This window comes from Mycolicibacter heraklionensis, assembly GCF_001021505.1.
GTDB classification, from domain to species: Bacteria; Actinomycetota; Actinomycetes; order Mycobacteriales; family Mycobacteriaceae; genus Mycobacterium; species Mycobacterium heraklionense.
This window is the reverse complement of record NZ_LDPO01000001.1, coordinates 91,949-106,420: the sequence shown is the minus strand read 5'-3', so window position 1 is coordinate 106,420 and position 14,472 is coordinate 91,949. Positions and strand designations below refer to the sequence as shown.

The window sequence follows — 14,472 nt, the reverse complement described above, 5'->3', positions numbered from 1 at the left end:
GAGACGATGGCTATTACAACGAAGTTCACCGAGGTATTCGGGGTCGAGCACCCCATCGCTCAAGGCGGCATGCAGTGGGTGGGTCGCGCGGAGCTCGTGGCGGCGGTTGCCAACGCCGGAGCGCTGGGTTTCCTCACCGCGCTCACCCAGCCGACGCCGGCCGACCTGGCCAACGAGATCGCCAAGACGCGGGATCTGACCGACAAGCCGTTCGGGGTGAACCTGACCATCCTGCCCGCGATCAACCCACCGCCCTACGACGAGTACCGGCAGGTCATCGTCGACGCCGGCATCAAGATCGTGGAGACGGCCGGATCCAACCCGGCGCCGCACCTGCCGATGTTCCATGACAACGGAATCAAGGTGCTGCACAAGTGCACCTCGGTGCGCCACGCCGTCAAGGCGCAGAGCCTGGGCGTGGATGGCATCAGCATCGACGGTTTCGAGTGCGCCGGGCACCCCGGCGAAGACGATGTCCCCGGCCTGGTGCTGATCCCGGCCGCTGCCGCCAAGATCGAGATCCCGATGATCGCCTCCGGCGGTTTCGCCGACGCCCGCGGCCTGGTCGCGGCGCTGGCTCTGGGCGCCGACGGCATCAACATGGGATCGCGGTTCATGTGCACCGTGGAGTCGTGCATCCACCAGAACGTCAAGGAAGCGATCGTGGCCGGTGACGAGCGCGGCACCGAGCTGATCTTCCGGTCGTTGCACAACACCGCTCGGGTCGCCAGCAACGCGGTGTCCCGCGAGGTGGTCGAGATCCTCAACAAGGGCGGTCAGTTCCCGGACGTGCAGGAGCTGGTGGCGGGCGTGCGCGGCCGCCGCGTCTTCGACGAAGGCGACGTCGACGCCGGAATCTGGACGGTGGGCACGGCAATGGGGCTGATCAACGACATCCCGACCGTCGACGAGCTGGTGTCCCGGATCGTTTCGGAGGCCGAAGAGATCATCCTCGGGCGCCTGGGCAGCATGGTCGAGGACGACGACGAGGAGAACGTCGCCTGACACTGGTGTTTAGGCCGTCGGCCTGACGCTTACCCGCGCCGAACGTGTATCTAGTGCGAAATTCTTGCCGGTTTTTCGCACTGGTTGCACGTTCGGCGTTGGCGTCGAAGGACACCGGCCGGATTGCTGAGTGCTGGCCGCACGCGGGGGTCTTCCGAAGTGCCCCGGGGCTCAAGCTGAATACAAGAGAAATGGATTGACTCACACATGGCGTCCTGCCCGGATGGGGGTGGCCGCCGTCGCGCAATCACGCAACTATTGAAAGGCGCCGCTGTCGCGGCGCCGATCAATCAGCTGGCCAGCGAATGCAGGCCGTCGAACTGCTCCGAGGTGTCGCCCTCGACGAGGAAATCGCCGTGGTACAGGGCCTCGAAGTCGACTTTGATGACGTCGGCACTTGAGTCGTCGATCCACATGACCCTGAGCTTATTGGTCACTATTAAGGAATCATTGAGTCACGTTTCGGGAAATGGTGGCAATACTACCGACGGGTAGCGTTTGCGGGGCTCGTTCCGGCGTCCCGCTAGGGTGGCTCCCATGACCGCACCGACCACCCTGGACCACCCGCTGTTCGCCCGGATCTGGACCTTCATGTCCAGCCACGAGACCGACTGGCTGCGGGACCGCCGCCGGGAGAACCTGGAGGGCTTGTCGGGGCGCGTCTTGGAGGTCGGGGCGGGTACCGGAAGCAACTTCGGCTTCTATCCGGATACCGTGACCGAGGTGGTGGCCGCCGAACCCGAGTCGCACCTTCGCGACGCCGCCCAGGACGCCGCGGCAGCGGCACCGGTCCCGGTTGCCGTGGTGGCGAGCACCATTGAGGCCCTGGACTCCGGCGAGCCCTTCGACGCGATCGTGTGCTCGCTGGTGTTGTGCTCGGTGGGCCAGCCCGAGGACGTGCTGCGCCAGCTCTTCACATTGCTGAAGCCCGGCGGCGAGCTGCGCTACTTCGAGCATGTCGCCAGCGCCGGGGTGCGCGGCGGCCTGCAGCGGCTGGCCGACGCCACCTTCTGGCCCCGCTTGTTCGGCAACTGCCACACCCACCGGGAGACCGAGCAGATGATCACCGCTGCCGGCTTCGTCGTCGATAGGTCGCGGCGCGGGCACCAATTCCCGGCGTGGGCCCCGGTTCCGGTGTCGGAATTCGCGCTGGGATCGGCCAGCCGCCCGGCCTGAGACGGGTCAGCCCAGCAGGAACGGCAGCCGCTGCGCCATTCCCGGCAGTGCAGCTGAGGCGGTAGTGCGCAGGAACACCGTGGCCCGCTCCGACAGCGGCGTCGGCTCCGGGTTGACCTGAATGACGGTCTTGCCCAGCTCGAGCGCCCGTTCGGGCAGGCTGGCCGCCGGGTACACCACCCCGGACGTGCCGACCACGATCAGCGCATCGGCGGCGTCAATTGCCTCGACCGCTGCGTTCCACGGCTCGTCGGGCAACTGTTCGCCGAACCAGACCACGTCCGGGCGGATCAAGCCGCCGCACTCGCACTGCGGCGGCATTATTTCGAGGACGGGCTCTGCCAGCTCGGGCAGCTGCGTGTCGTGCGGTTGCTCGCAGTCCGAGCAGCGGAAGGTGAACATCCGGCCGTGCAGATGGTGAACGGTGGAGCTGCCGCCGCGCTCGTGCAGATTGTCGACGTTCTGAGTGATGACCTGAACGTCGTCGACGTGCTGTTCCCAGTCCGCGATCGCGGTATGGCCCAGGTTCGGCTCATAGCGGCGCGCCAGCTGACAGCGCCACACATACCAGCCCCAGACCAGTTCTGGCTGCCGATTCCAGCCATCGATGCTCGAGACCTCGTAGGGGTCGTATTGCGACCAGAGCCCCTTCTCGTCATCGCGGAAGGTCGGTATCCCGCTCTCCGCCGAGATCCCTGCGCCACTGAACACCACCACCCGCACGCCACCAACATAGCGGGATACTGGCCGAATGAACTTCTCCGACCTGCTGAAAACCGACGTGCATCAAGACGTGCCGCTGTTCGAGCAGATCAGAGTTGCACTGATCGCCGCGGTCCGGGCCGGGTCACTACCCGCGGGAACCCGGCTGCCGACGGTGCGCGACCTTGCCAATCAGCTGGGCCTGGCGGTGAACACCGTCGCGCGCGCCTACCGCGAACTGGAGACCGGCGGCGTCGTCGAAACCCGGGGACGTTTCGGCACTTTCGTGGCCAACAGCGACCCGGCTGACGCCGCCATGACGCAGGCCGCAGGCGCTTTCGTCGCCGCAGCCCGCGCGGTCGGGCTGGGCAAGGCCGATGCGCTGCGCTACCTCGACGCGGCCTTCGGCAGCGCCGGGAGCGGTGTCTCCTAGCCGAACTCCAGCAGGGTCAGTGACGGGCGGACCGGGTCCAGGAAGCGCAGCCGGTAGGCGCTCGAGAGCAGCGTGTTGAACAGCCACCCGCGGCCGGCCGGTAGCTGCAGGTCACGGACGGCCCGGATGCCTGGCACGGTATTCACCAGATCGGCGGCGGCGTTCACCGACAGGTTGAACGGCATCGGCGGAACCCTGTAGCGCAGCGACGTCCGAATCCCGCGGCGCATCAGCATGGCCAGCACGGGAGGCGGCACGTCGAAGAGCAGCCGACCGCCGGGGAAACGGCGGGCGCACTCGGCGATCAGTCCGAGCGACTGCTCGGGCTGCAGGTACATCAGCAGGCCCTCCGCGCTGACGAACACGCCCTTGTCCGGGTCGACCTGGTCCATCCAGCTGTAGTCCAGCGCGGACTGGGCGCAGACCGAAACCTGCGGCGACGCCGGCAGCAGCCGGGTGCGGATGTCGATGATCGGCGGCAGATCGACCGTGAGCCAGCGGAACGCGGTGTCGGGAACGTTCGCACTCACCCGCCAGAAGCTGGTCTGCAAGCCCTCGGCCAGAGCCACCACGGTGCCCGACGGGTGCTGGCGCAGAAACTGCCGGGTCTGGTCGTCGAAGGCCAGTGCGCGCAGGGCGATGTCCTGGCGGGTGGGCCCGAACTTCGCGAAATCGAAGTCGATCGAATCGACGAGGCTGATCGCCATCGGGTCGTCGATGATTCCGTCGGAACGGCGGGCTTCGGTCGCCCGAGCGTTCAAGGTCAGCAACGCGGTTTCGGAGACCCCGGTCAGGGTGACTTTTTGTGCCTGGCTCACCTGTGCGACCTTACCGGTGGGCGGCGGCCTTACCGGTGGGCGGCGGCGTGCAGCACTTTGTTCAGGGTGCGCAGGTTGCGGGTGGTGGTAGCGGACTTATAGCGCTTGTTGCCCATCGTCTTACCCACGGTGCTGGTCAGGGTGTCGCCCTTGGGGATCTGCCAGTAGATCACCCCATCGCCGAGGGCGATCTTCTCGTCGGCATCTCCCGCGAGCTCGGACAGCTTGGACAGTTCGGTCAGCACCGCGTCGTCAGCGACGAACGTGACATAGGAGTGCAGACCCGCGACCTCGGGTTCGAAGGGAAACCCGGCCACGATGTCGCGCACCGTCTCGACGTTATAGACCAGCACCCAGGCCTGATAGCCGAAGCGCTCCCGCAATGCAGACTCGGCGGCGGCACGAACCGCCGCGGCATCGGTGGGTGACTCCAGCAGCACGTTGCCGCTCGCGAGCAGCGTGCGAACCTCCGTGAATCCGGCGGCGGTCAGTGCGGCGGCGACCTCGGCCATCTTGAGATTGACTCCGCCGACGTTCACGCCACGCAGAAACAGCGCATAACGGGTCATGAGGCGAACTCCAATCGGCGGAAGAACGATGGTAATAACCGGACACGTCGGTACGCTTCGATCATGGGACGCCAGGTATTCGACGACAAGTTGCTTGCCTTGATCAGCGGGAACTCACTTGGCGTACTGGCCACCCTCAAACGAGACGGCCGCCCCCAACTGTCGAACGTGCAGTATCACTTCGACCCGCGGGCCCTCGTCGTGCAGGTGTCGGTCACCGAGCCGCGAGCCAAGACCCGCAACCTGCGCCGTGATCCCAGAGCGTCGCTTCTGGTCAGCTCCGACGACGGCTGGTCCTACGCCGTCGCGGAGGGGGATGCCCAGCTAACGCCGCCGGCCGCCGCACCCGACGACGACACCGTCGAAGCGCTGATTGCGTTGTACCGCAACATTGCCGGGGAGCATCCGGACTGGGACGAGTACCGCCAGGCCATGGTGACCGATCGCCGCGTGCTGCTGACGCTGCCCGTTCATCACCTGTACGGCATGCCCCCGGGTGTGCGCTGAGCATCTCCCACCCAGTACGCCGTGCGCTGAGCTAGGCTCCCGGGTATGCCCGAATCAGATTCCGCCGCAGACGAGAACAAGCGCAAGTTCCGGGAGGCGCTGGAACGTAAGAACGCGAAGTCGGCGGGCGGCTCTGACCACAAGGACGCCGGCGCCAAGCAGTCGCGGTCGCACGGACCGGTGGAGAGCCGCCGGGAGTTCCGCCGCAAGAGCGGTTAGCTACTGCACTGGGCAGGCGTACTTACGTGCCACGTCCATCACCCGCTGGTTCGCGCCGGGCCCGACGACCCCCTGCGCCGCGAGTTCCAACCCGATATAGCCCGGAAGTCCGCCTTCGCATGCCTGGTGGGCCAGGCGCCAGGCGGTGTCCGGGTTCAGGTTGAACCCGTTGCGTTCCAGGCCTTCCATGTAGGTGTCGAATTCCGGGGTGCCCTGGTCCGGTATGGCACCGGCCGTGGCCGCCAGACATACAGCCGTAGCCATCGCTGCGATCAGCGCTGCCGCTACACGTCTCATGGTCCTTCTCCTGGAGATGCATCCGCTCGTGGTCGCTACACGGTTGCACACTCCACCGACACAGACCAACGGAACCATTTAGTTGGCCGGGGTGGACGGTCTGCGGGTTGGGGGCCCCCGGGTGGTCCTAGACTGGCGGGGTGCCGAAGCTGCAGCTGGTAGGGGACCCGCCTGCGGATGAGTTGCTGAGCGCCGACCCGTTCGCGCTGCTGGTCGGAATGCTGCTCGATCAGCAGATTCCGATGGAGGTCGCATTCGCCGGCCCGAAGAAGCTCGCTGACCGGATGGGCAGTCTGGACCCGCACGACATCGCCGCGCGCGATCCGGACGAATTCGCCGCGTTGTTCGCTGAAAAGCCTGCGGTGCACCGGTTTCCGGGTTCGATGGCGGGCCGTGTCCAAGCCCTGGCCAAAGCGGTGGTCGATCAGTATGGCGGCGACACGACCGCCTTGTGGACGGTCGGGGAGCCCGACGGCGCCGAGGTGTTGAAGCGCCTCAAGGCACTGCCCGGCTACGGCGAGCAGAAGGCCCGGATCTTTCTGGCCCTGCTCGGCAAGCAATACGGTGTCACCCCGTCGGGATGGCGGGAGGCTGCCGGGGCATACGGTGAGCCCGGAACACATCTGTCGATCGCCGACGTCGTGGATGCGTCGTCGCTGCAGCAGGTGCGGTCCACGAAGAAGGCCCAGAAATTGGCTGCGAAGCAGGCCGGAGAGAGTAAGGGAAAGGCGACGACGTGAAAACTCACCTGAACTGTCCGTGTGGCGAGGCGATGACCGGCACGGACGAGGACAACCTCGTCGAGGTGGTGCAGAAGCACCTCGCCGATGTGCACCCCGGCATGGAGTACGACCGGGACGCCATCTTGTTCATGGCCTACTGACGCGGCCGTCGGGCCCTGCGGCGCAGGACCATCACGACGGCGGCGATCGCCACGATCACCGGCAGCCAGGGCAGTAGGAATCCCGTGACCGAGATCAGGCCGTGGGTGAACGACAGCAGTGCGTGCCAGCCGTGGCGAACCGACGTGACGAATCCGGGCGCGGTCGACTCGAACTCCGACGCCAGCGAAACGGTGAGCGTCGCGTAGTTGATCTGGTCGCCGAGCTGGGTGCGCTGCGCCCGCAGGCTGTCGAGGTCGGCCTGCCGCGACGTCAGCTCCTTCTCGGCCTCCAGCAGATCGGCCGTGGTGGAGGCTGACTTCATCAGTGCGGTCAACCGGTCCACCGACGCCTGCAACGCGGCGACCCGTGCATCGAGGTCGACACGCTGTCCGGTGACGTCGTCGTGCCTCAAGGCGATCGATGAGACATCTCCCAGTTGCTTTGCGTCGTCGAGGAATGCATCGACCTTTGCGGACGGGATGCGCACGGTCAGCTCGGCGGTGTGGGACTGACCCGGTGCCGTGCTTTCGGTGCGATCATCGACGCGGCCGCCGAGTCCGGTGGTCAGGTCGATGAGTCGGTCCACCGCTACGCCGACGTCGGTCACCGCGATATTGAGGCTGCCGGTGGTCACGACGTCCCGTTGCACGTCCTTGTGCAGCGGCTGATTCGGCGGGCTCATCGGCGCGGGCGCGGAAACAGCGGCATCCGACGGCGCCCGTTCCGGTGACGGCCGTTCCCCGGCGCAACCGCTGATCGCGAGGACCAACACGGCAGCCAAGCCGATCAACAGCGTCCAAGGTGCCGACTTGCGGGGGACGGTCATGGCCGTCAGGGCACCACGGTCGAGCCGATGGTGGGCAGGAAGTTGCACTGGTGGTCCTTGGTGCTGACCTGACCGAAGATCGTCGACATGATGCTGCCCGAGCCCGTGTCGACGATCGCGGTCAGCGTTGTCGGCCCCTCGGGGTTGATGTCGGTGCGCGGCTGCAGGGTGGCGCTGCCGGACTTGCCGGTGGTCAGGTTCACCCACGTGACGTTCAGCGGCAGCTTCTGCGTCTCGGCCGGGCCGGGGGTCCCCATGGCGGTGAACACGTAGGCGGTCTGACCGGGCTTGGGGCCGGGGGTCGGAATCGTGGCCGGGCCGGCCACCGACAGTGCGGTGGCGATGACGTTGCCGCCGTCGGCCTGGCAGTTCTGGCCGATGGACGGGTACATGAAGTCCTGGGTCGGCGGGGCGTCCGGACCGAATCCGGGATTGGCCGCCGGGGCCGCGTCGGGCGCCGGCGCCACGAGCGCGGCTTCGGGGGCTGCCGGGGCCGCGTCGGGGAGAGCTTCGGCGGGCGCGGGCAGGGCTTCGGGCGCATTCGGTGCGGCCTGGGGCGCCGGGCCCACCGACTTGGCCGGGTCGATGCCGCTGGGCAGGTGGGCCACCATTCCGGGTTCCGAGCCGGCCGTCGGTACGTGATTGCTCGGCAGCGTCTCGGGCGGCGACTGCACGAACTGCGCCACCGAGTCGGCCACCTGCCGGGAGCTGGCGGGCGTGTTGGAGTTTCCGGTGAATGCGGCGGCCGCGGCCATCAGCAGCGAGGTCGCCCCGGCGGGGTCGGCGGCAGCCTGCTGGATCACCGGGCTCAACTGCTCGATGGCGGGCAGCCCGGGAAATCCCGCGGTGGGCAGCGGCAGTGCCGGCATGGCCGGGTCGGCCATGGCCACCCCGCCGACGGCGCCGAAGACCAGCAGGGCCGACGATCCGGCGGCGACGGCCGCCTTGGCGGCGGTGGCACCCTGCGTCTTGAAATGCGTCGTGGCGAACAGCGTCTGGAGGCGCGACATGACTTCCCCAATCGTCGGCGGTGGCTTCCTGAAAACCGAAGCTAGCCTGTTGCTGGTGAGGCTCAAGTGACACGTGTGTCATTTATGGAACCGTTACGGACCCGAACCGCGACGGTGATCTGGCGGCCGTTCGATAAAGTCGTGCCGGTAGACACCACCTTGAACACCGGGGCCACCCCGCCTGCGCGTTCGCTGACGACTCGCCTGACCGCGTGGGCCCCCTTGCTGCTGGCGATCAGCATCGCGGCGCGACTCGCCTGGACCTACCTCACCCCGCACGGCGCCAACTTCGTCGACCTGCACGTTTACATCAGCGGCGCGGCCGCGCTGGCCCAGCCCGGCGCGCTGTATGACTACGTCTACGCCGACCAGACCCCGGACTTCCCGCTGCCGTTCACTTACCCGCCGTTCGCGGCGGTGGTGTTCTACCCGCTGCATTTCCTGCCGTTCGGGCTGGTGGCGCTCCTGTGGCAGATCGGCACGATGGCCGCACTGTATGGCGTGGTGCGGCTGTGTCAGCGACTCCTCGGGGAATCGGCCACCGCGGGCCGTCAGGTTGCGATGCTGTGGACCGCCGCGGGGATCTGGACCGAGCCGTTGCGCAGCACCTTCGACTACGGCCAGATCAACGTGATCCTGGTGTTGGCGGTGCTCTATGCGGTCTACAGCCGGCGGTGGTGGGTCTCGGGGCTGTTGGTTGGGCTGGCCGCCGGGGTGAAGCTCACCCCGGCGATCGCCGGGGTCTACCTGGCCGGGGCACGGCGCTGGGCCGCTGCGGTGTTCTCGGCGGTCGTCTTCGCCGGCACCATTGCGGTGTCGGTGTGGGTCACCGGGGACCAGGCTCGCCGCTACTTCACCGAGCTGCTCGGCGACGCCCATCGGGTAGGCCCGATCGGAACGTCGTTCAACCAGTCCTGGCGGGGCGGGATCTCCCGCATCCTCGGACACGACGCGGGTTACAGCCCGCCGGTGCTGATCGCGATCGGCGTCACTGCGGTGCTGGCGGTGCTGGCCTGGCGGGCGCTGAACAGTGGACCTGGGGCGGACCCGCTGGGGTCGTTGCTGGTGGTCGAGCTGTTCGGGCTGCTGGCCTCGCCGATCTCCTGGACTCATCACTGGGTGTGGCTGGTGCCGCTGATGATCTGGCTGCTGCACGGGCCCTGCTCGGATCGCCGCGGCGCCCGGGTGCTGGGCTGGGGCTGGCTGGCCGTGGCCCTCATCGGGGTGCCGTGGCTGCTCAGTTTCTTCCAGCCGACCATCTGGCAGGACGGCCGGCCCTGGTACCTGGCGTGGGCCGGCCTGGTCTACATCGTCGGCGCGCTGGTGACCCTGGGCTGGATGGCGACCGCGCGGGTCAGCTCGCCAGAATCCGGTTGATCTCGCTGGCCATCCCCACGTCCTTGTCGGTGATGCCGCCTTCGGAATGCGTCACCAGGGCGAACGTCACCGTGCGCCAGCGGATGTCTATGTCGGGGTGGTGATCGGCCGCTTCGGCGCGCTCGGCGACCTGCCGCACCGCGTCGATACCCGCCAGAAAAGCCGGGAACTTGACCGAGCGGCGCAGCGCCCCGTCGGCCCGCTCCCAACCGTCGAGTGAGGTCAGCGCGGCGTCGATTTGGTCGTCAGTCAACAAAGCCATGGTTCGAGGGTCATACCCGGTGCAGGCCGCCGTCAACCACGATGGTTTGGCCGGTGATGAACGCGCTGTCGTCACCGGTGAGGAAGCAGACGGCGCCGGTGATGTCGCTCGCCGTACCGACGCGTTTGATCGCCTGCATCGCCGCGACTTCGGTCAACAACCGGTCGCCGATGTTGCGCCGTCCGCCGGGGGTGCTCGACGCCGCGGGCTCGATCGCGTTGACGGTGATCCCGTAGGGGGCCAGGTCGTTGGCGAGTGCCCGCGTAAGACCGATCACGCCGCCCTTGCTGGCCATGTAGTGCGCCAGGCCGCCCACGGTCAAGCCCAGGGAATTCGAGGCGACATTGACGATCCGGCCCCAGCCGTGCTGCCGCATGCTGTCGATGACGGCCTTGGTCATCAAGAATTGTGAATCGAGGTTGATCTCCAGCGTGCGCTTCCATTCGTCGAATCCGAGATCGAAGAGATCGCGGAACGGGAAGACGCCCGCGTTGTTGACCAGAATGTCGACTCGGCCGAACACGCTGAGCATCTCGCGGCCGATCCCCGCGACTTGATCGGGCTGGGACACGTCGGCTTGCAGATTCAGCACAGCGCGACCGAGGTCGGTTATCGCTGCTGCGGTCTCGTCACCGGGTTGCAGATCGACGGCGACGATATCCGCGCCGCGGCGTGCCAGCTCGACGGCGATTGCTCGCCCGAATCCGCTTGCGGCGCCGGTCACTACGGCGACGCGTCCGGAGTGGGAGGTCATCGGCTACAGGCGCAACAGGCGCTCGGCGTTGAGATGGCTGATCTTGGCCCGGTCTTCCTCGGAGATCGGCGTGGTGCGCAGGAACTCGGTTGCCGTGGCCATGTCCTCATACGGGTAGTCGGTGCCGAACAAGACATGGTCGGCACCCAGCTCCGCGAGCGTACACACCAGCGGAGCGGTGGAGCAGACCCCGCTGGTCGTCACATAGAGATTGTGGCGGAGATATTCCGACGGGTTGCCCCGCGCGAGCTCGATGCCACGATGGTTGTGGAAATCCCAGCGCGAGTCGAGCCGCCACAGCGAGAACGGCAGGCTTTCGCCCATGTGCCCGATCATCAGTTTGGCGTTCGGGAAGTCGTCGAAAACACCACTGAAGATCAATCGCAGGGTGTGCGCGGCGGTTTCGGGTCCCCAGCTCCACATCGGACCGATCAGTTCCGGGTGGTCGCCGAGCACATGCGGAACGTCAAATCCATTGGCGGGGTGTAGGTACAGCGGAACGTCGAGGCCCTCGGCGGACTCCCAGACGACGCGCATCGTCGGGTCGTCAAGGTAGCGACCCTGGGTGTGGGCGTTGACCAAGGCTCCCCGCAGACCGAGCTGGTTGACCGCGCGGTCGAGTTCTTTGGCAGCGGCCTGCGGATCCTGGAGCGGCAGTGCGGCGAATCCGGCGAAACGATCCGGGCGGGCTTCGATCGTTGCCGCGAGCAGATCGTTGACGGCAGCGGCGCGTGCCACCGCGAGGCCGGCATCGGGCTCAGCCTGAATCCCGGGAGCCGTCAACGACAGGACCTGCATGTCGAGCCGCGCGGCGTCCATTTCGGCCAGCCTCTGATCGGCCAGATCGAGCAGCTGCCGGGAGACCTTCGCCCAACGGTCCGGGGTGGTGATCGCCTTCGAGCTCGCACTGTAGGGCGCCAGCTCTGTGGTGAGGAAGTGTTCTTCGAGCCCGATCGTTCGCATGCATCCTCGATTCACTATTGAGCATTGATTTTATCAATAATGAAAGCGAGGGTTGGCCGTGTCAAGACGCAAGAGGGGTCTGGCGCTGAACCGAGCTGGGCGATCTGAGGGTTCACCATCGCCATCGACTGCGGACGACACGGTGCCTGGTCGAGGTTGGTCAGCACGCGTCACGGGTCTGGCCCGGCAACTTATGGCGAGGTCTCCGCAGCGTCGGCCCGATGGCGCGACTTGTCAGTTCGCTCCGCGGTCGGTCTGGGCCGAACCTAGTTCGTTCGACATCGTCGCGGTCAGCGAAAGCAGTTGTTTCGAGACCGCATCGACGGTGGTGCGGGTCGCGGCCTGGGCCGGGAGAACCACTGCGACGACAAGCGGCAGCGACTCCCCGGCTGCGAAGACTGGTGCGGCGACTGAGGCGATGCCCGGGATGATGCCGCCGGAAGTGATCGACAGACCGGAGCGCGCCACCTCCGCAGTGATTTCGGCGATCTCATCGGCGGTCGGGGGGCGCGACCCGGCGGCGGACTCCCGCCGCACGACCGGTTTGGTCAGGGCGCTCGGCAGATAGGTCAGGAATACCCGGCCGACGGAGCTGGTCAGCAGTGGGAGCGTGGCTCCGACCCGGACCGTGATAGGCAGGGCATACGAGCCGTAGTCCCACCGGACGATGACCGGACCGTGATCCGACCAGACCGCCAGGTTCACGGCGTGGGATGTGCGATCACGCAGGCCGGGAAGGTGTTCGGAGATCAGCGCGACCTCGTCCATGCGGCGCAGCGACTCGATTCCGAGCCGGCGCAGGGCGGGGCCCATGTCGTAGAGGCCGGTACTCGGTGATCGTGCGACGAGTCCGACCCGCGAGAGGCTGACGAGGTAGCGATGCACCTTGCTGGGTGTCATGCCGCTGGCGGTGGCGAGCTGCGTCAGGCTCATCGGGGAACGACCGTCCTCGAGTGCCTGCAGGACGGTCATCGCCAGTTCGACAGATTGGATGCCCTGGCGAGCCGACGGGTCGTCGTCGGTCTTGGCGGAGCCGGTCCTTAGCTTGTCTGCCACGAGAGAACTATAGGGAAGCGCGCCGCAGACGTCAGCGCCGTCAACCGCCCAGCGGGGCATAGCTCTGGGTGATCTGTTTGTACTCCAGGAAATCCTCGATGCTGGCCAGGCCGCCCAGGCGCCCCACTCCGCTGGATTTGAAACCGCCTTCCTCGAACTCGACTGTGAGGTTGGCCCAGCTGTTGATCGAGATGAGTCCCGCGTCGAGCCGGCGGGCAAGCCGGGCCGACCGGTCGACGTCACGGCTCCAGATGCACGCGCTGAGACCGTATTCGGTGTCGTTGGCCAGGGCGACGGCGTCGTCTTCGGTGCCGAACACCTGAACCGTCTGAACCGGGCCGAAGGTCTCCTCCTGCACGATCGGCAGCGACGAATCGTCCACCGCCAGCAGTGTCGGATGATAGAAGGCGCCGCCCGCCAACTCCGGAATGGTGCTGGGGCCGCCGCGGACAATCGCTTTGGCCCCCGCGGCGATCGCCGTTTCGACAGCGGCGTCGACCCGGGCCACCGAGGCGGTGTCGATCATCGGGCCGATCTCGCTGGCAGGATCGGATGCGGGGCCGGGGCGCACGTTCTCCAGCCGGCCCGCCAGGGCCTCGATGAATGCGTCGGCAATTTCACGCTGTACCAGAATCCGGCTGCCGGTCATGCAGAACTGGCCGGCGAACACGGTCGAGGAATGCACCACTGTGGTCAGCGCCGCATCGAGGTCGGCGTCGGAGAACACCAGGTGCGGAGTCTTGCCGCCGAGTTCGAGCCCGACACGTTTGAAACGAGCGGCAGCGGCCTGCGCGACAAGTCTGCCGGTCTGCGTGCTCCCGGTGTAGCTGATGACCGGGACCTGCGGCGACTCGACCAACAGGCGGGCGACGTCCGAACCGGATTCGATCACGACGTTGACGACGCCGGCCGGGATCTCCGGGATGCTCGCCAGGATGTCGCTCATCAGCGCCGCGGTCTGGGCGGCCTGGCCGGGCATCTTGAGCACCGCCGTGCAACCGGCCGCCATCGCCGGCGCGAGCGCCCGGATCGCAAGGTAGGCCGGCGAGTTCCACGGGATGATCAGCCCGGCCACTCCGGCCGGTTGGCGGATCGACATCGCTTGCAGCCCCGGCCGTGGGTCGGTGGCGTGCCCGGTCGGATGCACCGCCAGCCCGGCGGCGAACCGCAGTGCGCGTGGGATGAACTGCGCCTCGAATCCGGCCTCGTCCCGCAGTTTTCCGTTCTCGCGGCACAAGGTGTCGATGACCTCATTCGCCCGGAGTGTGTAGGAGTCGGCCAAGTGGCTCAGCGCGGTTGCGCGTTGCATGGGGTCGATCCGCCACGTGGTGTCGGCGAAACTGCGTGCGGCGGCGTCGATCGCTGCCTGGCCCTCGGTGGCACTCGCGTCCGCGTAGCTGCCGATGACTTCGCCGGTGGCCGGGTTGATGCTGTTCGAAGTTCGGTCCGAGCGGATCCATTCGCCGCCCAGCCAATGGTGGACCGGTTCCCGATTCGTCATCTCAGCCCATCTCCCGTTCGAATCCGGTCGCTCCGAACGTGCGGGCCGACCGCGATATTCACCGTATTCGATCATGTCGAAGCTATTGACAAGTGGCGTTGGTCACCCTCAGA

20 protein-coding genes are annotated in these 14,472 nt (G+C 67.0%); 8 read left to right on the top strand and 12 right to left on the bottom strand.

What is annotated here, in order from left to right:
• The first annotated feature begins 6 nt into the window (after positions 1-6).
• On the top strand, positions 7-1,005 hold the full coding sequence (locus ABW16_RS00500; RefSeq protein ID WP_047317179.1) for an NAD(P)H-dependent flavin oxidoreductase: 999 nt from the start codon (positions 7-9) through the stop codon (positions 1,003-1,005).
• A gap of 290 nt (positions 1,006-1,295) precedes the next feature.
• On the opposite strand, the gene ABW16_RS27700 is transcribed toward ABW16_RS00500, so the two are convergent.
• Positions 1,296-1,421, bottom strand: a complete 126-nt coding sequence (locus ABW16_RS27700) for a hypothetical protein (RefSeq protein WP_096867583.1) — start codon at positions 1,419-1,421, stop codon at positions 1,296-1,298.
• Positions 1,422-1,542: 121 nt separating this feature from the next.
• Between ABW16_RS27700 and ABW16_RS00495 the strand changes: the two genes are divergently transcribed.
• Complete coding sequence (locus ABW16_RS00495; protein WP_047317178.1) at positions 1,543-2,181, top strand: methyltransferase domain-containing protein; 639 nt, start codon at positions 1,543-1,545, stop codon at positions 2,179-2,181.
• Positions 2,182-2,187: 6 nt separating this feature from the next.
• Here the strand turns inward: ABW16_RS00495 and ABW16_RS00490 are convergent, their stop codons facing one another.
• A complete protein-coding gene (locus tag ABW16_RS00490; RefSeq protein ID WP_047317177.1) occupies positions 2,188-2,904 on the bottom strand; it encodes an SIR2 family NAD-dependent protein deacylase in 717 nt (238 codons plus the stop codon).
• Positions 2,905-2,932: 28 nt separating this feature from the next.
• On the opposite strand from ABW16_RS00490, the gene ABW16_RS00485 reads away from it, so the two are divergent.
• The gene (locus tag ABW16_RS00485; RefSeq protein WP_047317176.1) at positions 2,933-3,316 is read left to right on the top strand and encodes a GntR family transcriptional regulator; all 384 of its coding nucleotides are present in this window, start codon (positions 2,933-2,935) and stop codon (positions 3,314-3,316) included.
• Here ABW16_RS00485 and ABW16_RS00480 read toward each other — a convergent pair.
• Together ABW16_RS00480 and ABW16_RS00475 are read right to left on the bottom strand one after the other, a co-directional pair.
• On the bottom strand, positions 3,313-4,134 hold the full coding sequence (locus ABW16_RS00480) for a class I SAM-dependent methyltransferase (protein WP_047317175.1): 822 nt from the start codon (positions 4,132-4,134) through the stop codon (positions 3,313-3,315). The two genes, ABW16_RS00485 and ABW16_RS00480, sit on opposite strands and share 4 nt — an antisense overlap.
• 29 nt (positions 4,135-4,163) lie before the next feature.
• Positions 4,164-4,703, bottom strand: coding sequence for a DUF1697 domain-containing protein (locus ABW16_RS00475; protein WP_047317174.1), 540 nt, complete (start codon positions 4,701-4,703; stop codon positions 4,164-4,166).
• A 63-nt stretch (positions 4,704-4,766) separates the two neighbouring features.
• Here ABW16_RS00475 and ABW16_RS00470 point away from each other — a divergent pair, with 63 nt between their 5' ends.
• Both ABW16_RS00470 and ABW16_RS25195 read left to right on the top strand, forming a co-directional pair.
• The gene (locus ABW16_RS00470; protein WP_047317173.1) at positions 4,767-5,210 is read left to right on the top strand and encodes a PPOX class F420-dependent oxidoreductase; all 444 of its coding nucleotides are present in this window, start codon (positions 4,767-4,769) and stop codon (positions 5,208-5,210) included.
• Between the two features lie 45 nt (positions 5,211-5,255).
• Positions 5,256-5,429 carry a DUF5302 domain-containing protein gene (locus tag ABW16_RS25195; RefSeq protein ID WP_109519432.1) on the top strand — a complete coding sequence of 58 codons (174 nt, stop codon included), beginning with the start codon at positions 5,256-5,258 and terminating at the stop codon, positions 5,427-5,429.
• Here ABW16_RS25195 and ABW16_RS00465 read toward each other — a convergent pair whose 3' ends face one another.
• The gene (locus ABW16_RS00465; protein WP_047317172.1) at positions 5,430-5,726 is read right to left on the bottom strand and encodes a DUF732 domain-containing protein; all 297 of its coding nucleotides are present in this window, start codon (positions 5,724-5,726) and stop codon (positions 5,430-5,432) included. It lies immediately after the preceding gene.
• Between the two features lie 140 nt (positions 5,727-5,866).
• Here ABW16_RS00465 and ABW16_RS00460 point away from each other — a divergent pair, with 140 nt between their 5' ends.
• Positions 5,867-6,466, top strand: coding sequence for an HhH-GPD-type base excision DNA repair protein (locus ABW16_RS00460; RefSeq protein ID WP_047317171.1), 600 nt, complete (start codon positions 5,867-5,869; stop codon positions 6,464-6,466).
• Entirely contained in the window at positions 6,463-6,609 is a 147-nt protein-coding gene (locus ABW16_RS24095) for a hypothetical protein (protein ID WP_064888412.1), read from the top strand. The genes ABW16_RS00460 and ABW16_RS24095 overlap by 4 nt, the downstream gene beginning before the upstream one ends.
• Here the strand turns inward: ABW16_RS24095 and ABW16_RS00455 are convergent.
• Together ABW16_RS00455 and ABW16_RS00450 are read right to left on the bottom strand one after the other, a co-directional pair.
• On the bottom strand, positions 6,603-7,436 hold the full coding sequence (locus ABW16_RS00455; RefSeq protein ID WP_047317170.1) for a DUF4349 domain-containing protein: 834 nt from the start codon (positions 7,434-7,436) through the stop codon (positions 6,603-6,605). The genes ABW16_RS24095 and ABW16_RS00455 overlap by 7 nt on opposite strands.
• 5 nt (positions 7,437-7,441) lie before the next feature.
• Positions 7,442-8,446 (bottom strand): Rv1157c family protein, encoded by a 1,005-nt coding sequence (locus ABW16_RS00450; protein WP_109519431.1) that lies wholly within the window; start codon positions 8,444-8,446, stop codon positions 7,442-7,444.
• Positions 8,447-8,530: 84 nt separating this feature from the next.
• Here ABW16_RS00450 and ABW16_RS00445 point away from each other — a divergent pair, with 84 nt between their 5' ends.
• Positions 8,531-9,823, top strand: a complete 1,293-nt coding sequence (locus ABW16_RS00445; RefSeq protein WP_412178170.1) for a mannosyltransferase — start codon at positions 8,531-8,533, stop codon at positions 9,821-9,823.
• Here ABW16_RS00445 and ABW16_RS00440 read toward each other — a convergent pair.
• The 5 genes from ABW16_RS00440 to ABW16_RS00420 all read right to left on the bottom strand — a co-directional run bounded on the left by ABW16_RS00440 (position 9,801) and on the right by ABW16_RS00420 (position 14,359).
• Positions 9,801-10,085, bottom strand: a complete 285-nt coding sequence (locus ABW16_RS00440; protein WP_047317169.1) for a 4a-hydroxytetrahydrobiopterin dehydratase — start codon at positions 10,083-10,085, stop codon at positions 9,801-9,803. The two genes, ABW16_RS00445 and ABW16_RS00440, sit on opposite strands and share 23 nt — an antisense overlap.
• 10 nt (positions 10,086-10,095) lie before the next feature.
• Positions 10,096-10,839, bottom strand: coding sequence for an SDR family NAD(P)-dependent oxidoreductase (locus tag ABW16_RS00435; protein WP_047317168.1), 744 nt, complete (start codon positions 10,837-10,839; stop codon positions 10,096-10,098).
• Between the two features lie 3 nt (positions 10,840-10,842).
• Positions 10,843-11,802: an amidohydrolase family protein gene (locus ABW16_RS00430; protein ID WP_047317167.1), complete on the bottom strand. Its 960-nt coding sequence runs from the start codon at positions 11,800-11,802 to the stop codon at positions 10,843-10,845.
• A 234-nt stretch (positions 11,803-12,036) separates the two neighbouring features.
• Positions 12,037-12,858: an IclR family transcriptional regulator gene (locus ABW16_RS00425; RefSeq protein ID WP_047317166.1), complete on the bottom strand. Its 822-nt coding sequence runs from the start codon at positions 12,856-12,858 to the stop codon at positions 12,037-12,039.
• A 40-nt stretch (positions 12,859-12,898) separates the two neighbouring features.
• Positions 12,899-14,359 (bottom strand): aldehyde dehydrogenase family protein, encoded by a 1,461-nt coding sequence (locus ABW16_RS00420; protein WP_047317165.1) that lies wholly within the window; start codon positions 14,357-14,359, stop codon positions 12,899-12,901.
• Between the last annotated feature and the right edge of the window lie 113 nt (positions 14,360-14,472).

What these genes read in the sequence shown, in the direction of transcription:
- ABW16_RS00500 (WP_047317179.1), top strand. Translation starts at nt 7, where the DNA reads ATGGCTATTACAACGAAGTTCACCGAGGTATTCGGGGTCGAGCACCCC.
- ABW16_RS27700 (WP_096867583.1), bottom strand. Translation starts at nt 1,421, where the DNA reads ATGTGGATCGACGACTCAAGTGCCGACGTCATCAAAGTCGACTTCGAG.
- ABW16_RS00495 (WP_047317178.1), top strand. Translation starts at nt 1,543, where the DNA reads ATGACCGCACCGACCACCCTGGACCACCCGCTGTTCGCCCGGATCTGG.
- ABW16_RS00485 (WP_047317176.1), top strand. Translation starts at nt 2,933, where the DNA reads ATGAACTTCTCCGACCTGCTGAAAACCGACGTGCATCAAGACGTGCCG.
- ABW16_RS00475 (WP_047317174.1), bottom strand. Translation starts at nt 4,703, where the DNA reads ATGACCCGTTATGCGCTGTTTCTGCGTGGCGTGAACGTCGGCGGAGTC.
- ABW16_RS00470 (WP_047317173.1), top strand. Translation starts at nt 4,767, where the DNA reads ATGGGACGCCAGGTATTCGACGACAAGTTGCTTGCCTTGATCAGCGGG.
- ABW16_RS25195 (WP_109519432.1), top strand. Translation starts at nt 5,256, where the DNA reads ATGCCCGAATCAGATTCCGCCGCAGACGAGAACAAGCGCAAGTTCCGG.
- ABW16_RS00465 (WP_047317172.1), bottom strand. Translation starts at nt 5,726, where the DNA reads ATGAGACGTGTAGCGGCAGCGCTGATCGCAGCGATGGCTACGGCTGTA.
- ABW16_RS00455 (WP_047317170.1), bottom strand. Translation starts at nt 7,436, where the DNA reads ATGACCGTCCCCCGCAAGTCGGCACCTTGGACGCTGTTGATCGGCTTG.
- ABW16_RS00450 (WP_109519431.1), bottom strand. Translation starts at nt 8,446, where the DNA reads ATGTCGCGCCTCCAGACGCTGTTCGCCACGACGCATTTCAAGACGCAG.
- ABW16_RS00445 (WP_412178170.1), top strand. Translation starts at nt 8,531, where the DNA reads ATGGAACCGTTACGGACCCGAACCGCGACGGTGATCTGGCGGCCGTTC.
- ABW16_RS00440 (WP_047317169.1), bottom strand. Translation starts at nt 10,085, where the DNA reads ATGGCTTTGTTGACTGACGACCAAATCGACGCCGCGCTGACCTCACTC.
- ABW16_RS00435 (WP_047317168.1), bottom strand. Translation starts at nt 10,839, where the DNA reads ATGACCTCCCACTCCGGACGCGTCGCCGTAGTGACCGGCGCCGCAAGC.
- ABW16_RS00430 (WP_047317167.1), bottom strand. Translation starts at nt 11,802, where the DNA reads ATGCGAACGATCGGGCTCGAAGAACACTTCCTCACCACAGAGCTGGCG.
- ABW16_RS00420 (WP_047317165.1), bottom strand. Translation starts at nt 14,359, where the DNA reads ATGACGAATCGGGAACCGGTCCACCATTGGCTGGGCGGCGAATGGATC.